Raw genomic sequence first — 228 nt, forward strand, 5'->3', positions numbered from 1 at the left:
GGGGGGGCGGTTACCACTTTGTGGATCATGACTGGGGTGAAGTCGTAACAAGGTAGCCCTAGGGGAACCTGGGGCTGGATCACCTCCTTACCTAAACGATGAATTTGTTGTGAGTGTTCACACAGATTGCTTGATAGACGAAGAGCGAAAACAGTAAGTTGTGGGTCTGTAGCTCAGGTGGTTAGAGCGTACGCCTGATAAGCGTAAGGTCGGTGGTTCGAGTCCACT

The 228-nt window shown here is 51.3% G+C and carries 1 rRNA gene; it reads left to right on the forward strand.

Features of this window, described 5'->3' with window-relative positions:
- Window positions 1–90 (forward strand): 16S ribosomal RNA (locus tag J3L11_RS19275); the annotation flags it as partial.
- Window positions 91–228: the final 138 nt, after the last annotated feature.

The sequence above is a fragment of the Shewanella sp. 4t3-1-2LB genome (assembly GCF_017368415.1).
Lineage (GTDB): Bacteria > Pseudomonadota > Gammaproteobacteria > Enterobacterales > Shewanellaceae > Shewanella > Shewanella fodinae.